Below are 19,511 nucleotides of genomic sequence, written 5' to 3'. Positions count from 1 at the left end.
AACATCCTCGCAGCACGGAAACTGCGCATGCGGATCAGAGCGGGTCGAAGCTGATGTTCTGACGCGGGGTGCCCGCCGCCGACAACGCGTACAGCGTGGTCCGGATCATCGACGGCGACCCGGCGATCTGGATCTGACGATCGGCCCACGTACCGAACTGCCCGGCGACCCTACCGAGCTTCCCGTACACCGGCCGGTTGAGTCCGGTGGGGGGTTCCTTCACGGGAGCCGGGTGCCACCAAGGGTTTTCCTTCTCCTCGAGCACGGGCACGATGGTCAGCCACGGGTTGGTCATGGCGATCTGCCACAGGGTCTCGAGGTCGTACAGGTCGCACGGGTACTTGCCGCCGTAGAACAGATGGACGCGCGGGTTGTCGCCGCGCATCGCCATCTCCATGATCTGCGCGCGCATGGGTGCGAGACCGGTGCCGGAGGCGATCATCAGCACGTCCTGGCCGCTCTCGCGGTCGACGTGCAGGCCGCCGAGCGGCGGGCCGATCGTCCACCGGTCGCCCACGGCGGTCTCGCCGACGAGCGCGGGGCTCACCCATCCGGTGGAGACCCGTCGCACATGGAATTCGATCTGCCCGTGCGGGTTCGGTGGAATGGCCGCGGACAGGTACCGCCACATGTGCGGACGCTGCGGGATCTGCACGCTCATGTACTGCCCGGCGTGATAGGGAATGGGGCCGTCGGTCTCGAGGCGGATGATCGCCAGGTCGGGGAGTACGCGTTCGTGGCCGACGACGGTGGCGCCCCACGAGGCGGGCAGGTCGTCGGTGGCGGCGGCGGTCGCCATGGTCTCGACGAGCCGGTCGATCACCTCGGCCCACGTCCGTTCGAGCGCCGCGGTCCACAGGATCAGGGGGGTGCATTCGCGGATGGCGACGAGCAGGGCGCTGCCGGCGACGCGGTAGTGCACGGGTTCGACGCCGTACTTGCGGTGGTCGCGGGCGAGCTGTGCCAGGAAATTGTCGACGGTGTCGGGTTCGTGGAGACGTCCGACGACCCAGCCGACCGCGGTCGAGAACCGGCGGCGCATGCTCTCCATCCCGGCGGGGAACAGTTCGCGGATGCCGGTGGACTCGGCCCACATGGCCGTGTAGAACGCCGTCGCGAAGCGTTCGGCCCCGGTGGGGGTGGCGATGATCGATGCGAAGCTGAGCTGAACCCGGGCGATGGCGAAAGCCTCCACGCCATCCTCCCTGTATCGGTGCTGCGCGAACGCCGCCACTGTAGTCGTTCGGAGGCCACCGGGCCACTGACCACCAGGTTCGTCGCATCCCGCGAACCGGTTGTGACGAGTGTCACTGAACTCAGGAAAGTTGAGTGGAACAAACTCAACTTATGATCGGTTGGACAGTTCGACACCGCCGAGACCTGTCCACGAGAGGGGATCGGCTGCAGAATCGACATGGGGCACTCGCGGCGCGTGGGTGCACCGAGAAAGAAAGGGGCGCGCAGTGGATTCGTTCAATCCGACGACCAAGACCCAGGCCGCACTCACCGCTGCACTTCAGTCGGCGTCCGCTGCGGGCAACCCGGAGATCCGTCCGGCCCACCTGCTCGTGGCGCTGCTCGACCAGGCCGACGGCATCGCCGGCCCGCTGCTCGAAGCGGTGGGCGTCGACCCCGCCGCGGTCCGCAGGGAAGCCGAGGACCTCGTCCGCCGTCTTCCGCAGACCAGCGGAGCCACCACCACACCACAACTCGGCCGTGAAGCGATCGCGGCCATGACGACGGCGCAGAAACTCGCCACCGAACTCACCGACGAATTCGTCTCCACCGAGCACGTGCTCGTCGGTCTCGCGAGCGGCGACTCGGACGTCGCGAAACTCCTCGCCGGGCACGGCGCGACGCCGACCGCCCTTCGTGACGCGTTCACCACCGTCCGGGGCAACCGCCGCGTGACCAGCGCCGATCCCGAGGCCAGCTACCAGGCGCTCGAAAAGTACTCCACCGATCTGACCGCGCGGGCGCGCGAAGGCAAGCTCGATCCGGTCATCGGCCGCGACAACGAGATCCGTCGCGTCGTGCAGGTGCTGTCGCGGCGTACCAAGAACAACCCGGTTCTCATCGGTGAACCGGGCGTCGGCAAGACGGCGATCGTCGAGGGCCTTGCGCAGCGCGTGGTCGCCGGCGACGTCCCCGAGTCGCTGCGTGGCAAGACCGTCATCTCCCTCGATCTCGGCTCGATGGTCGCGGGCGCGAAGTACCGCGGCGAGTTCGAGGAACGGCTCAAGGCCGTGCTCGACGAGATCAAGGAATCCGCCGGGCAGATCATCACGTTCATCGACGAGCTGCACACCATCGTCGGTGCCGGCGCGACCGGCGAGTCGGCGATGGACGCCGGCAACATGATCAAGCCGATGCTCGCTCGCGGTGAGCTGCGGCTCGTCGGTGCCACGACTCTCGACGAGTACCGCAAGTACATCGAGAAGGACGCTGCCCTCGAGCGTCGCTTCCAGCAGGTCCTCGTCGGGGAGCCGAGCGTCGAGGACACCGTCGGCATCCTGCGCGGACTCAAGGAGCGCTACGAGGTGCACCACGGGGTGCGGATCACCGACTCCGCGCTGGTCGCCGCGGCCACTCTGTCCGACCGCTACATCACGTCGAGGTTCCTGCCCGACAAGGCCATCGACCTCGTCGACGAGGCGGCGTCGCGTCTGCGCATGGAGATCGACTCGCGTCCCGAGGAGATCGACACCGTCGAACGCATCGTCCGGCGTCTCGAGATCGAGGAGATGGCGCTGGAGAAGGAGACCGACGAGGCATCGAAGGACCGCCTCGACAAGCTCCGTTCCGAACTCGCCGACGAACGCGAGAAGCTCAGCCAGCTCACCACGCGCTGGCAGAACGAGAAGACCGCGATCGACTCCGTCCGGGAGATCAAGGAACAACTCGAAACTCTGCGCGGTGAGGAGGAACGCGCCGAACGCGACGGTGATCTCGGCAAGGTCGCCGAACTCCGCTACGGCCGCATCCCCGAACTGCAGAAGAGGCTCGATGCTGCCGCCGAGGTGACCGGTGCGTCGGCCGACGGCGACGTGATGCTCAAGGAGGAAGTCGGGCCCGACGACGTCGCCGATGTCGTCGCCGCATGGACGGGCATCCCCGCCGGTCGCATGCTCGAAGGTGAGACGGCGAAGCTGCTGCGGATGGAAGACGAGCTGCGTCGGCGGGTCGTCGGCCAGGACGTCGCGGTGCAGGCAGTCTCCGACGCGGTGCGCCGTGCGCGTGCCGGTGTCGCCGACCCGAACCGTCCGACCGGCTCGTTCCTGTTCCTCGGACCGACCGGTGTGGGCAAGACGGAGCTGGCCAAGGCCCTCGCGGACTTCCTGTTCGACGACGAACGCGCCATGGTGCGCATCGACATGTCCGAGTACAGCGAGAAGCACTCGGTGGCCCGGCTCGTCGGTGCCCCTCCGGGCTACGTCGGTTACGAGTCCGGCGGGCAGCTCACCGAAGCCGTGCGGCGCCGCCCGTACACGGTGGTGCTGTTCGACGAGGTCGAGAAGGCGCATCCCGACGTCTTCGACACGCTGCTGCAGGTGCTCGACGACGGCCGCCTCACCGACGGTCAGGGCCGCACGGTCGACTTCCGCAACACCATCCTGATCCTCACGTCGAACCTCGGCGCGGGTGGCGATCGGGAGCACATCATGGCGGCGGTGCGGGCGGCGTTCAAGCCGGAGTTCATCAACCGGCTCGACGACGTCGTGATCTTCGACCCGCTCTCGGAGGAGCAGCTCGAGAAGATCGTCGACATCCAGCTCGATCAGTTCGCCGCACGCATGTCGGCACGACGACTGACGCTGGACGTCTCGAGCACCGCGCGGTTCTGGCTGGCGGTGCGCGGTTACGACCCGCAGTACGGTGCGCGTCCGCTGCGCCGCCTCATCCAGCAGTCGGTCGGCGACCAGCTCGCCAAGAAGCTGCTGGCCGGTGAGATCAAGGACGGCGACACCGTTCACGTGGGCGTGAGCGAGGACGGCGATCACCTCGTGATCAGCGCCTGACGGCATCCGTGCGCGGTCCCGGCAGCTCCGGTTGCCGGGCCCGCGCACGGCCTACTCTGGAAGACGTTATGACGAATCCCCAGGATCCGCGCACCCCGCAAGAACGGGCCTACGCACTCGACGAGTCGTCGAACGGGACGGACGACGCCGCGACCCGAGTGCTGCACACCGACGATCCGGCCGAGGCGTACGGGCGGCCGGTGACCAACCCGACGGTGGCGTACACCCGCTACGAGCAGTGGGGCGCACCGGGGAGCGAGTACCAGCCCACGCAGGCCTATCCCTCGTCGCAGCCTCATCCGTCGCAACAGCCTTCTCCGTCCCTGCAGGGTTATCCGCCTCCGCACGGTCATCAGCCCACCCAGGTGTTCCCCGCCCAGGACCGGCCGCCCACGGGCCCGGTACACGGCGCGGATCCCGGGAAGCCGCCGCGCGGGCCGCGCCGGGGACTGCTCGCGCTCGCCGCGGTGGTCCTCGTCGCACTCGGCGGCACCATCGGCTTCCTGCTCAGCCGGCCCGACGACTCCACCTCGCGGGTCGCGTCGGATCGCGCCCCGGCGACCGTCGCACCCCCGCCCACGACGACCCTTCCGCCGCCGGCCGAACCGACCACACCGGGACTGCCCCTGGACCGGCTCCCGGGCGGACTCGGCGAGGTCATGGGTGATGCGGGTGCGGTCGTGGGTACGATCACCGCGAACGACGGCGGCAGCATCACGCTCGGCGTCATCGGCGGTTCGACCGTCACCGTCGTCCTCACACCCGACACCGAGATCATCACCCTGACCGGCAGCACGGCCCGGAGTCTCGAGGTCGGAGCGACCGCCGTGGCGACCGGCAGCGCCGTCGAACAGGGGCGGATGACCGCCGAGACCGTCGTCAGCGCGTCCCTCCCATCCTTCGGTGGTTCGGGCCGCTGACCCGCTAGGCTGACTCGACGATGACTGTCATGTGGTTCTCTCTGGCCGCGGTCGCACTGCTGGGTGCGGTCGCGCTGCTCTACGTCGACCGGACACGGCGGGAGCAGTCGGGTCGCATCCGGGAGATCTGGGCCAAGGCGCAGGGCTACAAGTACACCTCCGCCGAGGACCACCTGCCGTCCACCTGGCACCGCGCGGCGCTCGCCAAGCAGGAGTATCTGGGTGCGATCGACATCGTCCGCGGGGTTCGCCGCGGCGAGGAATTCATCCTGTTCGACATCGAGGAGACCGCGACGATCGTCGCGGTCCGGCGCAAGGTCGGCTCCGACGTCGACATCGACCTCCGGCTGAAGTCGACGCCGCCGCCGAAGGACCCGGACATGAACCTGCTCGGCTCCATCGGGCCGCGCATCGTCTTCGCCACCGACCTCGAGATCGCGCGCCGCGTGTGCGATCAGCGGATGGTCGCGTTCACCGAATCCATCCCCGACCACGTGCAGATGCTGTGGAGCGAAGGCGAATGGACCCTCGGATCGATCCCTGTCGGCAGCACCGGCCGCGAGTGGGACTCGGCCATCGAGACGGTGGCCCGGCTCTCCGGCATCCTCCACGTGCTGCCACCTCTCGTCGAACCCGACGAACTCGATCGCGGCACGCAGGATCCGGGACGTCCGTCCGCGCATCGTTGACAGGTGGTCGGAAGGGGCCGGCGTCACTAGTGTGACGGCCATGACTTCCGCCCGACCTGTTGCGCTCGTGACCGGACCTACTTCGGGAATCGGTGCGGGTTTCGCCCGCACCCTCGCCGGTCGCGGTTACGACCTCGTACTCGTCGCCCGTACCCGTCCCGCTCTCGACGAACTCGCCACCGAACTGAAGCACAAGTTCGGGGCGTCGTCGGAGATCATCGTCGCCGATCTGGCGACCGCCGAGGGCCGCGACCAGGTCGTCGCGCGGCTCGGCCGCGGCGTCGACATGCTCGTCAACAACGCCGGCTTCGGTACGACCGGTGAGTTCTGGACCGCCGATCCGGCCCTGCTGCAGGCGCAGCTCGACGTCAACGTCACCTCGGTCGTCGCGTTCACCCGCGCCGCGCTGCCGTCGATGATCGAGGCGGGCAAGGGCGACATCGTCAACGTCGCCAGTGTGGCAGGTCTGCTCCCCGGCCGCGGCTCGACCTACTCGGGCAGCAAGGCCTACGTCGTGTCGTTCACCGAAGGGCTGGCCGGTGGACTCGCCGGCACGGGCGTGCGCGTGCAGGCGCTGTGTCCCGGCTTCGTGCGCACCGAGTTCCACCAGCGCGCCGGGATCGACATGTCGTCCACCCCGAAGCCGATGTGGCTCGACGTCGATCAGGTGGTGCGTACCTCGCTCGCCGACCTCGACAAGGGCAAGGTCCGCAGCATCCCGGGGCTGCAGTACAAGGTGCTCGCGACGGCCGGACGACTGGTGCCGCAGAACCTCGTGCGGAAGCTGACCAACACCGTCGGCAACGGCCGCGGCCGCACCTGATCGGCTCGGACGAACTGACGGCGAGCGTTCCCAGATCACAGTACGGATACACAGCGCCGGACACGCCGGGTGCGGTATTCGGCGCGATTCGTGCGCTGGGTACATTTCTGCGCGTGACGTCTGTGGCTGTGGTGCTCTGTGTTGCTGTCGTGGTTGCGGTGGTGCTGTGGTTGCGCGCAGGCGTGCGCCGTCTACGGACGTTGCAGCAACGCCACCGGGAGAGCCTTCGTCTGCTCCTCCACGAACTCGACGACCGCTACGATCTGGTGCCCGCGCTCATCGCGGCGTCGGCCGGAGCCGGCGTCGAACGCGAACGTATCCGGCCGATCGTCGGCGCCCGCTCGCTGGCCATCGGCGTGCGAGACCGGCGTCTGGGCCTGACCGAACGCGCCGGCGCCGAGAACGCACTGTCCGCGACGCTGCACGAACTCATCAGTGGACTCGAGGGTGTCAACCACTGGCCGTTCATCCGGGTCGCCCGGGAACTGCAGACCCGCGAGCAACGCATCGCCGGAGCCGTCCGCGTGCACAACGACCTCGGCAGTGCGCTCGACACCGCGATCGGCCGCTTTCCCACCTCGCTGTTCGCGAAACTCGCGGCCGTCGGCCCCGTCGCGCTGTTCGAGGCGCCCGCGCCCGTCCCCGCACCGGGCCGCACCACCGACACCTCCGCGGCGACCGGGACCGAGGTCCGGCAGCCCGAGCCGGTATCCGGCACCGTCGCTGCCTGACCGGCAGGTCGCAGCGACTAGGCTCGTTCCCCGACACGAGCGCGACCGCACCGGCGTCGCGCGCACGAACGACGGGTGAGAACGCAATGAGTGACCGCGACGAACTGGCAGCACTGGTACGCGAGCTGGCGGTGGTGCACGGCCGCGTGACCCTGTCGTCCGGGAAGGAAGCCGACTACTACGTCGACCTGCGCCGCGCGACCCTCCATCACAAGGCCGGACCGCTCATCGGCACGCTCCTGCGCGAACTCGTCTCCGACTGGGATTTCGACGCCGTCGGCGGCCTCACCATGGGTGCCGACCCGGTCGCCCTCGCCGTCATGCACGCCGCCGGCCGCCCCATCGACGCCTTCGTCGTCCGCAAGGCCGCCAAGGCCCACGGCATGCAGCGGCAGATCGAGGGACCGGACGTGACCGGCAAGCGGGTGCTCGTCGTCGAGGACACCACCACCACCGGCAATTCGCCGCTCACCGCCGTCAAGGCGCTGCGTGAGGCCGGCGCGATCGTCGTGGGTGTCGCGACCGTCGTCGACCGCGCGACCGGCGCCGATGCGGTCATCGCCGCGGAGGGCGTCGAGTACCGCTCCCTGCTCGGCCTGGCCGACCTGGGTCTGGACGACGAGTAGCCGCGTGGGGGCGCGGGTCCGGCAGACCGTCACGCGTCTCGCGGACGGCCGGGAACTGATCTACTTCGACGACACCGAGCCGTTCGTCTCCGGTGCCGCGACCCGCGACCTCCACGACGGCCGCGACCTGCCGCCGGTCGCGGCGACCTCCGAGATGCGCCGCGACCCGCTGACGGGGGAGTGGGTGACCTTCGCGGCGCATCGCATGGACCGCACCTTCCTGCCGTCGGCCGTCGACTGCCCGCTGTGCCCGAGCAGGGCGGGGGTGCGCAGCGAGATCCCGGCCGGCGACTACGACGTCGTGGTGTTCGAGAACCGTTTCCCCTCGCTCGGGGCACCGCCGGCCGGTGAGGATCTCGTCGACGGCGACGGGCTGTGGCCGCGGCGACCGGCGACCGGCCGCTGCGAGGTCGTCGCGTTCACCCCCGACCACGACGCCCGGTTCGCGGACCTCACCCTGCCCCGGGCGCGCACCGTCATCGATGTGCTCGCCGCCCGCACCGCCGCGCTCTCGCGTCTGCCGGACGTGCAGCAGGTCTTCTGCTTCGAGAACCGCGGTGTGGAAATCGGTGTGACACTGCAACATCCGCACGGTCAGATCTACGCCTACCCGTTCGTCCCGCCGCGCTCGCAGACTCTGCTGGACCGTGCCCGTGAGCATCGCCGGCGGACCGGCAGGTCGCTGCAAAGCGACATCCTCGACGCCGAACGCCGGGCAGGGACCCGACTCGTGTGGTCCGGCGACACGTGGTCGGCCTACGTCCCCGCCGCGGCCCGCTGGCCCGTCGAGGTGCATCTCGTCCCGCACCGCGACGTCCCGGACCTCGCGGCCCTGGGCGAGCCCGAACGCGACGAACTCGCCCGGGCCTACCGCGACCTCCTCGGCCGCGTCGACCGGTTCTTCCCCGGCGTCGACCGAACCCCCTACATCGCCGCCTGGCATCAGGCACCGATCGGTGCGGGTCGCGAGGAGGTGCGGCTGTTCTGCCAGATCTTCTCGTTGCGACGGGCCCCGGACAAGCTGAAATATCTCGCGGGATCCGAATCGGCGATGGGGGCGTGGATCAGCGACACCACCCCCGAACGGATCGCCACCCGGCTACGTGAGGTGGCGACATGACACTCGCAGAGACCGTCCGCGCGGCGTTCACGGCGGAGTTCGGCACCGAACCCGAGGGCTGCTGGTGTGCCCCCGGGCGCGTCAACCTCATCGGCGAGCACGTCGACTACGCCGGTGGTCTGTGCCTGCCGATGGCTCTCCCACAGGTCACCACCGTGGCGGTGCGTCGCCGCTCCGATCATCTGCTGCGCGTGCGCAGCGCCGGATTCGACCCCGTCGACCTCGATCTGCGCGACCGGCACGTCGACGGCTGGGCCGCCTACGTCGCCGGAGTGATCTGGACGCTCGATCCGCCGGGATTCACCGGTGCCGACATCGCGGTCGCCTCGGACGTGCCCGTCGGAGCGGGACTCTCGTCGTCCGCCGCGCTCGAGACGTCGATCGCGGTGGCACTCGCCGACCTGTGCGGGCTGCCCCTCGACGAGGACGGCCGTGATCGGCTCGCCACGGCGTGCGTGCGCGCGGAGAACGACTACGCCGGTGCACCCACCGGCGGACTCGACCAGCGGATCGCGTTGCACGCACGCCCCGGACACGCGCTGCTGCTCGACTTCGCCGACGGCAGCAGCGAACACATCCCGTTCGACGCGGAGGCGCAGGGACTGACCGTGCTGGTCGTCGACACCGGAACCGGGCACCGGCTCGCCGACGGGCAGTACGGACAGCGCCGCCGTGAGGTCGAGGACGCCACCCGGCTCCTCGGCGTCGGCACCCTGCGGAACGCCGCATCCGCAGACCCGCTCGACGATCGCGTCCTCCGTCGCCGCGCCCGGCACGTGATCGACGAGATCGCCCGGGTCCGTGAGGCCGCGGAATTGTTGCGGGCAGGGCGGATCCGGGATCTCGGCCCGCTGCTCGACGCGTCGCACCGCTCGTTGCGCGACGACTTCGAGGTCAGCTGCCCCGAACTCGACACCGCCGTCGGCGCGGCTGTCGCAGCGGGTGCTCTGGGTGCCCGGATGGTCGGGGGCGGCTTCGGCGGGTCGGCGATCGCATTGTGCGAGAACGGTCACGTCGACCCGGTGCGGCAGGCGGTCGCCGACGCCGCCGCACGTCGCGCCTTCGCGGCACCGACCTTCCTGCGCGCCACAGCGTCCGGCGGTGCGCGCCGCTGCTGATCATCTCCGGGTACTGTGCGCGCATGGGTCGGTTCGATCGAAAGAAGTGGGGCGTCGAGCACGCGGTGTTCGCCGCGGCGTCGGTTGCCACCGTCATCGGTGGGGTGTCCGGGAACGAGAAACTGCAGAAGATCGCCAAACCGCTCATCGCACCCGCGCTCGCGGTGCGGGTGCTGCGCCGATCCCGCGACACCGACCGCGCCGACACCGCCCTGCTGGTCGCGGGTCTCGCCGCGGCCACCCTCGGCGACATCGCCATGATCCGATCCGACGAGGACCGTAGGATCCTGAGCGGTGCAGCCTGTTTCGGTGCCATGCAGACGGCCTACTCGACGATCCTCGCCCGGCACGGTGCGCGCGTGTCGAAGCCGGTCGCGGTGCAGCGCGCCGGTGCGCTGGCCGGCGCGGCCGGTCTGCTCGCCGTCCGCAACCGATCCGTGGCCGCGCCGCTGACCGGATACGGTGCGCTGCTCGCCACCACCGCCACCCTCGCGGGCGATCCCGCCCTCGCCCCCGGTGCGCGAGTGCGCGCGGGGCTGCCCGTGCCGGGCTCGGATCGGCGGAGCCGGCTCGGTCTCGGCGGGCTGATCTTCACGCTCTCCGACGGCTCGATCATCGTTCGCCGCACCCTGCTGAAGGACGAGAAGGCCCGCGCGGCGGCGGAAGGATTCGTCCTGGCCACCTACGCAGCGGCCCAGCTGCTGCTCGTCGAGGGGCTGCTCGCACTCACACGCCGGGAGCTTCAGGGATAGAGCACGATCCGGTCGCGGTCGAGCGGATCCACCCAGATGCTCACGACCTCGCCGGGTGCGTAGCGGTGCAGGTTACGGCGGTCGACCTCGTAGACGACGGTGCCGCGATAGGACTCCGAACCCGGCACCGTGAGTTCGAGATCGAGCCGGGTCAACTGACCGGTCGCGGTGAGATCCAGCGGCGTTGCCGAACGGATGATCGCCCACCCTTCGTAACCCTCGCGTTCGATCCTGCGCAGAGCCTTCGGACTCCGACCCGCGAGCGCCAAGGACAGGCCGAGCACGGTGCCGTACAGACAGACGAGGAAGACCACCTGGAAGCCCTCGGTGCCCGGTTCGGAGATCGGCAGGAACAGGTTCAGCCACAACGCGAGAACGACGACATATCCCGCGGTGACGAATGCGACAGTAGCGACGATACGACGATTCACAGCTCCTCCGATCCCAGCCTATCCCCGCTCGGTCCTGTCGGCTCCCGCCCGCGATTAGGGTGATGCCATGTCCGCTCCCACCGTGGTCGTCACCGGAGCCGCCGCCGGAATCGGCCGCTCCACCGCCCTGCTCTTCGCCCGCCACGGCCACCGCGTCGGTGCTTTCGACGTCGATACCGCAGGGCTCGCGAGCCTCGCCGACGAAGCTGCCTCGATCCCCTCGGGGCAGGTGGTCACCGGTGTCCTGGACGTCACCGACACCTCCGCGTGGACCCGCGCACTCGAAGAGTTCTGCACCGACGGCCGGCTCGACATCCTCGTCAACAATGCGGGCCTGCTGTCGTCCGGCCCGTTCGAGGACACCCCGGCGAGCCGTCACCGGCAGATCGTCGACGTCAACGTCACCGGTGTCGTCCTCGGCTGCCACGCCGCCTTCCCGTATCTCCGCGACACCCCCGGCGCGCAGATCGTGAACATGTGCTCGGCGTCGGCGCTCTACGGACAACCCGACCTCGCCACCTACAGCGCCACCAAGTTCGCGGTGCGGGGCCTGACCGAAGCCCTCGAACTCGAGTGGGCGCGCCACGACATCAAGGTGCAGGCACTGTGGCCGCTGTTCGTCGACACCAACATGGTCGACGGGATGGACATCGGCTCGCGACGCTCCCTGGGCGTGAACCTCGGGGCCGACGACGTCGCCCGCGCGGTGTTCGACGCGACCCGCCCCACGCGGCGCTCCGCACGGGTGCATCGGCCCGTCGGCCGACAGGCCACCGTGCTGGCAATGCTCGCCCAGGTGTCGCCCGGATGGGCGAACCGGCTGGTCAACCGGCGCCTGACCGGCCACTGACGCCGCTCGATAGAGTGACACCCGCACGTCGTCGGGAAGGGTGTTGCGTGAGAATTCGGATGTGGCCGGTCGCAGTCGTCACGGGTGCGGCACTGTTCGTCGCAGGATGCGGAGGCTCCGCGGACGGGCCGGAGGCCGACTCCGGAGCGACGTCGACGACGACCTCGGCGGCTGCCTCGACGACCTCGTCCACGACGGTCGCTCCGAGCACCACCGAGGAGACGACCCCGTCGACGACCGAACCGGCTCCCGAGCCGGAGACCTCCCCGGAGGAACCGGCTCCGCTCGCGCAGGTCGAGTACCAGCGCAACGAGTCGTACTACTTCAGCAGCCCCGACGGCACCTTCGAATGCGGCATCGTCCGGCTGCCCACTCGCACCGAGGCGGGCTGCGAAGGCCCCACCGATCCGATCCCGCCGCGCCCGGAGGACTGCATGGTCAACTGGGGACTCGGCATCCGCGTGCAGGACTCCGGCGAAGGGGAGTTCGTGTGCTCCGGTGGGCCGGTCTACCTCTCGCCCGACGGTGCGAGCCCCACCTTGCCTCCGGGATCGTCGCTCTCGCAGCTCGGCTACACGTGTGCCGCCACCGCAGCCGACGTGACCTGCACCAACGACGCCACCGGTCACGGTTTCCGCGTCGCAGCGGGTTCGAACGAAACGTTCTGACGGTGACCGACACGCATTCCGGGCCGGCCGTCGAGGACGTGGCGGGACCCACCGAATGGGGTGAGCACCCGCACGGCGTCGGACCGTGGATCGAGGAGTTCGGCACCGAGCCGCCCACCGACCCGCGATACGACCCCGAGCTGCTCGCCCACGGCGACCGGCGCAACGTCGTCGACGCCTACCGCTACTGGACCCGTGAGGCGATCGTGGCGGACATCGACGGTCGTCGCCACCCGCTGCACGTCGCCATCGAGAACTTCGCTCACGACGCGAACATCGGCACGGTCGTCCGCACCGCCAACGCATTCGCCGTGGGCACCGTGCACATCGTCGGACGACGCCGATGGAACCGGCGCGGAGCGATGGTCACCGACCGCTACCAGCATCTGCTCCACCACTCCGATGTCGACGCCCTCGTCGCGTGGGCGGCCGAGCAGAACCTCGAGATCGTGGCCGTGGACAACACTCCGGGTTCGGTGCGGCTGGAGACCGCGACCCTGCCGCGCCGCTGCCTGCTGCTGTTCGGCCAGGAAGGCCCCGGTGTCACCGAGCAGGCCCGCGACGTGGCGTCGATGACCGTCTCGATCGCCCAGTTCGGCTCCACACGGTCGATCAACGCGGGTGTCGCCGCGGGCATCGCGATGCACGCGTGGATCCGGCAGCACGCCGATTTCTCGGACGCCTGGTAACACCCGGCCCGCATTCCGGGATGAAAGTCGCGCGGACCGTCGTCGGGACGGCCGCAGGTCGGGCAGTGTGGAGGGTGATGAACACCGCAGCAGCAGTCTGGTCGGAACGGGCCGATGCCGCCGAGGGAGCGATCGTGTCGCGGCATGTCCGTCGGCTCTGGGCGTTGCCCGGCACCGCTCTCGGCGTGGTCGGATGGCCGGCCGTTCGTCGCGAGCGACTGTTCTTGTCCTGGCACTACTGGTGGCAGGCGCACCTGATCGATACCGCCGTCGACGCTGCCGAGCGCGACGCCACCCCGCGCCGGCGTCGCCGCGTCGTGCGGCTCGCGCGCACCCACCGCTTCCGCAACATCACCGGCTGGACCAACAACTACTACGACGACATGGCGTGGCTCGGCCTGTCGCTCGAACGTGCCGAACGGCACCTCTACGTCGACCATCGCGGCGCGATCGCGACCCTCGTCGACGAGCTCGTCGACGCCTGGCAACCGGAGTGCGGCGGCGGCATCCCGTGGCGTCGGCGTGACAACTTCTTCAATGCCCCCGCGAACGGTCCGGCGGCGCTGCTGCTCGCCCGCACCGGCAGGGTCTACCGCGCGGTGGAGATGGCCGACTGGATCCACGACGTCCTGCTCGACCCCGAGACCGGTCTGGTCCTGGACGGCATCCGCGACGGCGTGCACGAACGCGCGATCTACAGCTACTGCCAGGGCGTGACGCTCGGCCTCGAGACCGAGCTGGCCCTGCAACTCGACGATCCCTGCCATCGGCGGAGGGTCCACGCGCTCGTCGCCGCGGTCGACGACCACCTCACCGAACGCAGCGTCGTCACCGGCGGGGGAGGCGGTGACGGGGGATTGTTCAACGGGATCCTGGCCCGCTACCTGGCGATGGTCGCCACCACGCTGCCTGTCGTCGACGGCGACGACGTCCGTGCCCGCACTGTCGCGGCACGGATCGTGCTGGCGTCGGCGGAGGCTGCCTGGGAGAACCGGCTGCAGGTCGAGGAACTGCCGGTCTTCGGACGTGATTGGTCGCAGCAGGCGCGGCTGCCCGGCCTCGGCACCTCGGTGGCGCGGTTCGCGGGCGGCACCGTCCGGGAGTCGGCCGTACCCGAGCGCGACATGTCCGTGCAGCTCGGTGGGTGGATGCTCATGGAAGCCGCCTACGCCGTCGCGGCGTCCCGGTCCCGATAGGGAAGAAGGTGGATTCCGGCCCGTTCGTTCGACGGGCGGGAATCCACCTTCCGAGGTGTGCGGACCGTTCCTACCCGGACCGTTCCTGGTCGGACTCGTCCTACTTGGACTCGAGCCGGTTGATCGGCATGGTCGCGTCGTCGACCTCGGCGACCGGCGCCCGGCCGTTCTTGGCCCGACGCGAGCTGAGCATGCGCTTGCCGACCTCGGTGATGATCGGGATGACCGAGACGAACACGATGCCCAGGAAGATGATGTCGATGTTGTCGGCGATGAAGCTGATCTGTCCCAGCAGGTAGCCGAGCAGCGTCACGCCGGCGCCCCACACGATGCCGCCGATGACGTTGTAGGTGATGAACACGCGGTAGGGCATCTTCGCGGCGCCCGCGACGAGCGGGGCATAGGTACGCACGATCGGCACGAAACGTGCCAGGAAGATCATCGCGGGTCCGTGGCGCAGGAAGAAGCGGTGCGCCTCGTCGATGTAGTCCTGCTTGAAGAGCTTCGCATCCGGCTTGAACAGCCTGGTTCCGCCCTTCGCGCCGATGAGATAGCCGACCTGGTCGCCGAGGACCGCCGCGATCGGGATCGTCACCATGAGCACCCACAGTGGGGCGAACGGTTCGACCTCCGCCGACTTGGCCGCTGCGATCAGGCCCGCGGTGAACAGCAGCGAGTCGCCGGGCAGCAGCGGGAACAGCAGGCCGGATTCGATGAACACCACGAGCAGCAGCCCGATGAGCATCCAGGTCCCGAACGAATTGAGCAGATTGACAGGATCCAGAAACCCCGGTAGCAGGGCCAGATTGGTCACGGACTCCGAGGCTTCGAGCACAGTCACGCGGTCCAGGGTACCGGCGGCGTCCACCTCTCCCCGAATCCCGACACCCCCCGGGACGGCCCGAGTATCGAGCGGGCGTCTCACTTGACATACTGCAAGGACAACCCGGGCACCCACCCTATCCCGGTGGGATGCCCATCGACTCTCATCTGGAGGACAGCCGCTGTGCCTATCGCGACTCCCGAGGTCTACGCCGAGATGCTGGCCCGCGCCAAGGAACACTCCTTCGCGTTCCCGGCGATCAACTGCACCTCGTCCGAAACGATCAACGCCGCCATCAAGGGCTTCGCGGACGCCGGCAGCGACGGCATCATCCAGTTCTCGACCGGTGGCGCCGAGTTCGGCTCGGGCCTGGGTGTGAAGGACATGGTCACCGGTGCCGTCGCGCTTGCCGAGTTCGCGCACGTCGTCGCCGAGAAGTACGACGTGACCATCGCCCTCCATACCGACCACTGTCCGAAGGACAAGCTCGACGGCTTCGTCCGCCCGCTCATGGCGATCTCCCAGGAGCGCGTGAACAACGGACAGAACCCGCTGTTCCAGTCGCACATGTGGGACGGCTCGGCCGTTCCGATCGACGAGAACCTCGAGATCGCCCAGGAGCTCCTCGCTGCCGCCAAGGCCGCGAAGATCATCCTCGAGATCGAGATCGGTGTCGTCGGCGGTGAAGAGGACGGCGTCGAGAACGCCATCAACGACAAGCTCTACACCACGGTCGAGGACTTCGAGAAGACCGTCGACGCGCTCGGCGCCGGCGACAAGGGCCAGTACCTGCTCGCCGCGACCTTCGGCAACGTCCACGGCGTCTACAAGCCGGGCAACGTCAAGCTCAAGCCGTCCGTCCTCGCCGAGGGCCAGGCCGTCGCGTCGAAGAAGCTGGGTCTGCCGGCGGGCTCGAAGCCGTTCGACCTCGTCTTCCACGGCGGCTCGGGCTCACTGAAGTCGGAGATCGACGAGGCGCTCAGCTACGGCGTCGTGAAGATGAACGTCGACACCGACACGCAGTACGCGTTCACCCGCCCGATCGCGGCACACATGTTCAGCAACTACGACGGTGTGCTCAAGATCGACGGCGAGGTCGGCAACAAGAAGACCTACGACCCGCGCAGCTACCTGAAGAAGGCCGAGGCGTCCATGACGCAGCGTGTCATCGAAGCCTGCAACGACCTCAAGTCGGCGGGACGCTCGGTCTCGGCCAAGTAGGAAACCACCGCTGCACGCAGGGCGCCGACGTTCTCGTCGGCGCCCTGCGTCGTCCGGTCGGTGCGCAGGCACCGTCGCGACACGCCGAGCGCACTCGACGACTTCTGCGCGTTCGGCACCGCCGTCGGTCGGGGCTGCCGTTATTCGCTGCAGACCTTCCATTGCTCGCCGTCGAGGGCGAGATCGAAGGTGCGGTCGGTGACATCGGACGGATTGTTCGCGGTGTGCGCGGTGACCTGGGCGATCGCGGTGCTGTCGGTGATCTGGATGCGATCGACGCTCGTCACCACCGGAATCTCACCCTGCTCGACGGCGAGTCGATGGATGTCGCGGAAGTTCTGCGGTTCGACCGTCGCGTAGAAGTCGGAGAGCGCTCCGCAGGTCGACTCCTGCAGGGTCGCGAGGTCGCCCGATTCGAGTGCTCCGACGAAGGTGTCGATGCTCGAGCGGATGCGGCTCTCGGGGGAGTTGTCGGCGCGTTGCTGCACGAACACCACCACCGCGGCCACGGCGATCGCCACCACCACCACCAGCGCGGCTACCGCCCCTGCGGCTCCCAGCCACCGTCGGCGTCCCTTGTCGCGTGCGGGCGGGATGCGCGTGGGTGTGGGCTGGACCGCCACCCGGACAGGCTCGGGCTGCGCCGGCGGTTCCTCACCGCGCGGCGCGATGCGCTGCGGTGGCGCTTTGGGCACATGGTTGCGAACGGGGATCTGCACCGTCGGCGTATCGGCGACGTCGGGCGCGGGTTCGGGCTCGGGAGCCGGGCGGGACTCGACGGCCTCCCGCTCGACGACGGGCATCGCCACGGTCTCGTCCGTGGCGACGCTCTCGTTCGTGTCGCTCTCGTTCGTGTCTGCTGTCTCGTGGGCATCCGCATCCGCATCCGCATCCGAAGGCGTGGCGTCGGCATCCGGCTTCCCGGTTTCGTCGGAGACGGGGGTTTCCGGCTCGTCGGCGGCTGCACGCCGATCTGCCGTGCCCACCACGACGGCCTCGGTCTGCCCGAGGGCCGCCACCTCCCGCTCCCCGGGGGAAATCGCCTTGTCGGCAGGCTCGTTCTCCGTATCCCCGTCCGGTGTTCCCACATCCGGGGTCGTCGAAGTCTTCTCGGGTGTCTCTTCGTTCTTCGGGTCCGACAACGTGCTGCACCTCGCTCGACGGCCTGCGGTTACCCGGGGACTCTATCGAGCCTTCGCGACGGGAGGGCAGAATGACCCCATGACGTCTTTCGGTGATCTTCTCGGACCTCAGCCCACCCTGCTCCCCGGCGACGACGACGCGGAGTCGGCCCTGCTGAACAACGAGGACCCGGCGAAGGTCGCAGCCGACCATCCCACCGCCTCGATCGCATGGGCGTACCTCGCCGAGGCCGCACTCGACGGTGGCGAGACGATCGCCGCCTACGCCTACGCACGCACCGGATACCACCGCGGTCTCGACCAGCTGCGTCGCAACGGCTGGAAGGGCTTCGGTCCCGTGCCCTACAGCCACGAACCCAACCGCGGCTTCCTCCGTTGCGTCGCCGTACTCGCCCGGGCCGCGAAGACGATCGGCGAGACGGACGAACACGCCCGCTGCCTGGACCTGCTCGAGGACTGCGACCCGCGGGCAGCGGAAGCTCTGGGCGTCGAATAGACGCCGCCGTACATGTCTGTGGCCAACAGACTGTCCGTCGCGGCCAGACGCCGTCCCACCCGCCGAGGAGCCCGTAGGCGCCTGACCGACTCGTTCGAACGGCTGCGTTCGTCGGCGCTGCCGATCATCCAGTGCGCGCTGGCGGCGGGTCTGGCGTGGTGGGTGGCGAAGGATCTGGTCGGTCACGCCCAGCCCTTCTTCGCGCCCATCGCGGCAGTCGTCTCCCTCGGGCTCGGTCTCGGCGCCCGGTTGCGGCGTTCCGTCGAACTGGTCTGCGGTGTGACCGTCGGGATCGGCGTGGGCGACCTGCTCGTCTCGCTGATCGGCAGCGGACCGTGGCAGATCGCGCTCGTCGTGACGATCGCGATGAGTACGGCGGTCGCGTTGAACAGCGGCCCGATCTTCGCGATGCAGGCCGGGAACTCCGCGGTGCTCGTGGCGACGCTGTTGCCGCCCGGTGGCACAGGGGGGCCCGATCGCATGGTCGACGCCCTGGTCGGGGGTCTCACGGGGATCGCGGTCGTCGCCATGATCCCCACCCATCCGGTGCGGCGTGCCCGGCGCAACGCCGCCGAGGTCCTCGCGACGGCGAGCGAAGTCCTGAGGAAGGTCGAGGCCGGGCTCGTCGAGAACAATCCGAAACCGATCGAGGACGCACTCAAGCAGGCGCGGGCCACCCAGCCCGCGATCGACACGATGCGCACCCACCTCACGGGCGGACGGGAGATCAGCCGGATCTCGCCCCTCTACTGGAACAGTCGGGGCAGACTCGCGGTGCTCGCCGCCGCAGCCGATCCCATCGACCACGCGATGCGCAACATCCGGGTGCTCGCGCGCCGGTCGCTGACCCTCGTCCGCGACGACGAGATCCTCGATCCGCGGCTCGTGCAGCGTTTCGTCGAGGTGGCCGATGCGGTGGACGTGCTCCGCGGGATGGTTCTGGCGGAGCCGGGGGAGCAGCCCGATCAGGCCGAGGCCGCGCGTGTGCTGCGCAGCATCGCCAAGAAGATGGATCCCGACCTCATCGCCGGGGCGGGGGTGTCGGCGACGGTGGTGTTCGCGCAGATGAGGTCGTTGATCGTGGACTTGCTGCAGACCGCCGGACTCAAGCGGATCTCCGCGATCGCGACCCTTCCGCCCACCGTCGAACACCCGGCCTACGACCCGGACGAATAGGGCCTCGGACAGGTCCTCCAC

The 19,511-nt window shown here is 69.3% G+C and carries 20 protein-coding genes; 16 read left to right on the top strand and 4 right to left on the bottom strand.

Annotation, left to right across the window (positions count from 1 at the left end; all coding sequences use genetic code 11):
- Positions 1-34 precede the first annotated feature (34 nt).
- A complete protein-coding gene (locus EQ874_RS17510) occupies positions 35-1,195 on the bottom strand; it encodes an FAD-binding oxidoreductase (RefSeq protein WP_016933128.1) in 1,161 nt (386 codons plus the stop codon).
- Between the two features lie 268 nt (positions 1,196-1,463).
- Here EQ874_RS17510 and clpB point away from each other — a divergent pair, with 268 nt between their 5' ends.
- From clpB to EQ874_RS17465, 9 genes are all read left to right on the top strand, one after another.
- Positions 1,464-4,019: an ATP-dependent chaperone ClpB gene (clpB, locus tag EQ874_RS17505; protein WP_129977567.1), complete on the top strand. Its 2,556-nt coding sequence runs from the start codon at positions 1,464-1,466 to the stop codon at positions 4,017-4,019.
- Between the two features lie 68 nt (positions 4,020-4,087).
- Complete coding sequence (locus tag EQ874_RS17500; protein ID WP_129977566.1) at positions 4,088-4,939, top strand: hypothetical protein; 852 nt, start codon at positions 4,088-4,090, stop codon at positions 4,937-4,939.
- Positions 4,940-4,968: 29 nt separating this feature from the next.
- On the top strand, positions 4,969-5,628 hold the full coding sequence (locus tag EQ874_RS17495) for a hypothetical protein (RefSeq protein WP_026003530.1): 660 nt from the start codon (positions 4,969-4,971) through the stop codon (positions 5,626-5,628).
- 40 nt (positions 5,629-5,668) lie between these two features.
- The gene (locus tag EQ874_RS17490; protein ID WP_064062795.1) at positions 5,669-6,451 is read left to right on the top strand and encodes an SDR family oxidoreductase; all 783 of its coding nucleotides are present in this window, start codon (positions 5,669-5,671) and stop codon (positions 6,449-6,451) included.
- 158 nt (positions 6,452-6,609) lie between these two features.
- Positions 6,610-7,182 carry a LemA family protein gene (locus EQ874_RS17485; protein ID WP_064062736.1) on the top strand — a complete coding sequence of 191 codons (573 nt, stop codon included), beginning with the start codon at positions 6,610-6,612 and terminating at the stop codon, positions 7,180-7,182.
- 86 nt (positions 7,183-7,268) lie between these two features.
- Positions 7,269-7,808 (top strand): orotate phosphoribosyltransferase, encoded by a 540-nt coding sequence (gene pyrE, locus EQ874_RS17480; RefSeq protein ID WP_016935249.1) that lies wholly within the window; start codon positions 7,269-7,271, stop codon positions 7,806-7,808.
- 4 nt (positions 7,809-7,812) lie between these two features.
- Positions 7,813-8,928 carry a galactose-1-phosphate uridylyltransferase gene (gene galT / locus EQ874_RS17475; protein WP_129977565.1) on the top strand — a complete coding sequence of 372 codons (1,116 nt, stop codon included), beginning with the start codon at positions 7,813-7,815 and terminating at the stop codon, positions 8,926-8,928.
- The gene (gene galK / locus EQ874_RS17470; protein WP_129977564.1) at positions 8,925-10,046 is read left to right on the top strand and encodes a galactokinase; all 1,122 of its coding nucleotides are present in this window, start codon (positions 8,925-8,927) and stop codon (positions 10,044-10,046) included. The genes galT and galK overlap by 4 nt, the downstream gene beginning before the upstream one ends.
- A gap of 23 nt (positions 10,047-10,069) precedes the next feature.
- Positions 10,070-10,798, top strand: a complete 729-nt coding sequence (locus EQ874_RS17465; protein ID WP_129977563.1) for a lysoplasmalogenase family protein — start codon at positions 10,070-10,072, stop codon at positions 10,796-10,798.
- On the opposite strand, the gene EQ874_RS17460 is transcribed toward EQ874_RS17465, so the two are convergent.
- Complete coding sequence (locus EQ874_RS17460) at positions 10,789-11,229, bottom strand: hypothetical protein (RefSeq protein ID WP_064062732.1); 441 nt, start codon at positions 11,227-11,229, stop codon at positions 10,789-10,791. The two genes, EQ874_RS17465 and EQ874_RS17460, sit on opposite strands and share 10 nt — an antisense overlap.
- 67 nt (positions 11,230-11,296) lie before the next feature.
- Between EQ874_RS17460 and EQ874_RS17455 the strand changes: the two genes are divergently transcribed.
- The 4 genes from EQ874_RS17455 to EQ874_RS17440 all read left to right on the top strand — a co-directional run bounded on the left by EQ874_RS17455 (position 11,297) and on the right by EQ874_RS17440 (position 14,632).
- Positions 11,297-12,079 carry an SDR family oxidoreductase gene (locus EQ874_RS17455; RefSeq protein WP_129977562.1) on the top strand — a complete coding sequence of 261 codons (783 nt, stop codon included), beginning with the start codon at positions 11,297-11,299 and terminating at the stop codon, positions 12,077-12,079.
- 59 nt (positions 12,080-12,138) lie between these two features.
- The gene (locus tag EQ874_RS17450) at positions 12,139-12,747 is read left to right on the top strand and encodes a hypothetical protein (RefSeq protein ID WP_064062730.1); all 609 of its coding nucleotides are present in this window, start codon (positions 12,139-12,141) and stop codon (positions 12,745-12,747) included.
- Between the two features lie 2 nt (positions 12,748-12,749).
- Positions 12,750-13,436: an RNA methyltransferase gene (locus EQ874_RS17445; RefSeq protein WP_016932319.1), complete on the top strand. Its 687-nt coding sequence runs from the start codon at positions 12,750-12,752 to the stop codon at positions 13,434-13,436.
- A gap of 77 nt (positions 13,437-13,513) precedes the next feature.
- Positions 13,514-14,632 carry a glycoside hydrolase family 76 protein gene (locus tag EQ874_RS17440; RefSeq protein ID WP_129977561.1) on the top strand — a complete coding sequence of 373 codons (1,119 nt, stop codon included), beginning with the start codon at positions 13,514-13,516 and terminating at the stop codon, positions 14,630-14,632.
- Between the two features lie 100 nt (positions 14,633-14,732).
- Here the strand turns inward: EQ874_RS17440 and EQ874_RS17435 are convergent, their stop codons facing one another.
- Positions 14,733-15,467, bottom strand: a complete 735-nt coding sequence (locus EQ874_RS17435) for a VTT domain-containing protein (protein WP_232284675.1) — start codon at positions 15,465-15,467, stop codon at positions 14,733-14,735.
- 171 nt (positions 15,468-15,638) lie between these two features.
- Here EQ874_RS17435 and fbaA point away from each other — a divergent pair, with 171 nt between their 5' ends.
- Positions 15,639-16,676, top strand: coding sequence for a class II fructose-bisphosphate aldolase (gene fbaA, locus EQ874_RS17430; RefSeq protein ID WP_064062729.1), 1,038 nt, complete (start codon positions 15,639-15,641; stop codon positions 16,674-16,676).
- 140 nt (positions 16,677-16,816) lie between these two features.
- On the opposite strand, the gene EQ874_RS17425 is transcribed toward fbaA, so the two are convergent.
- Positions 16,817-17,818: a hypothetical protein gene (locus EQ874_RS17425; RefSeq protein ID WP_242496791.1), complete on the bottom strand. Its 1,002-nt coding sequence runs from the start codon at positions 17,816-17,818 to the stop codon at positions 16,817-16,819.
- Positions 17,819-17,897: 79 nt separating this feature from the next.
- Here EQ874_RS17425 and EQ874_RS17420 point away from each other — a divergent pair, with 79 nt between their 5' ends.
- Positions 17,898-18,314: a DUF3151 domain-containing protein gene (locus tag EQ874_RS17420; RefSeq protein ID WP_064062727.1), complete on the top strand. Its 417-nt coding sequence runs from the start codon at positions 17,898-17,900 to the stop codon at positions 18,312-18,314.
- 12 nt (positions 18,315-18,326) lie between these two features.
- Positions 18,327-19,490 (top strand): FUSC family protein, encoded by a 1,164-nt coding sequence (locus EQ874_RS17415; protein ID WP_172506060.1) that lies wholly within the window; start codon positions 18,327-18,329, stop codon positions 19,488-19,490.
- Positions 19,491-19,511 lie beyond the last annotated feature (21 nt).

Origin of the sequence: Rhodococcus sp. Q1 (assembly GCF_004153645.1) — a bacterium.
GTDB lineage: Bacteria > Actinomycetota > Actinomycetes > Mycobacteriales > Mycobacteriaceae > Rhodococcus > Rhodococcus gordoniae.
Note: the sequence above shows the minus strand (reverse complement) of the source record. Positions and strands in the feature narration are given on the sequence as shown.